The organism is Streptomyces glaucescens (assembly GCF_002154375.1).
GTDB classification, from domain to species: domain Bacteria; phylum Actinomycetota; class Actinomycetes; order Streptomycetales; family Streptomycetaceae; genus Streptomyces; species Streptomyces glaucescens.
In genome coordinates, this window is the sequence record NZ_MUND01001101.1 from 1 (window position 1) to 540 (window position 540).

The 540-nt window shown below is 70.4% G+C and carries 1 protein-coding gene; it reads left to right on the plus strand.

Annotation, left to right across the window (positions count from 1 at the left end):
• Window positions 1-81 precede the first annotated feature (81 nt).
• The coding region (locus tag CCN42_RS40875; RefSeq protein ID WP_422641142.1) for a 5'-3' exonuclease at window positions 82-540 on the plus strand (459 nt) is incomplete at its 3' end.

Genomic DNA, 540 nt, shown 5'->3' on the forward strand with positions numbered 1-540 from the left:
CCCGGCTCGCGCCCGCCGCCCCGGCCCGCGCCGCCCCGGCGTGGGGGCCGGCTGTCAGTGGGTCGTGGCAGGATCGGGGATGTGGCAGAGACAGCATCGAAGAAGACCGACAACCCCTCCGGCGGGAGCCGTCCCCGGCTGATGCTCATGGACGGGCACTCCCTGGCCTACCGCGCGTTCTTCGCGCTGCCCGCGGAGAACTTCACGACCGCGACGGGCCAGCCGACCAACGCGATCTACGGCTTCGCGTCGATGCTCGCCAACACCCTGCGTGACGAGGAGCCCACGCACTTCGCGGTGGCCTTCGACGTCTCCCGCAAGACCTGGCGCTCGGAGGAGTTCACCGAGTACAAGGCGAACCGCTCCAAGACCCCCGACGAGTTCAAGGGCCAGGTCGAGCTGATCGGCGAACTGCTCGACGCCATGCACGTCTCCCGCTTCGCGGTCGACGGGTTCGAGGCGGACGACGTGATCGCCACCCTCGCCACCCAGGCCGAGGCCGAGGGCTTCGAGGTGCTGATCGTCACCGGCGACCGCGAC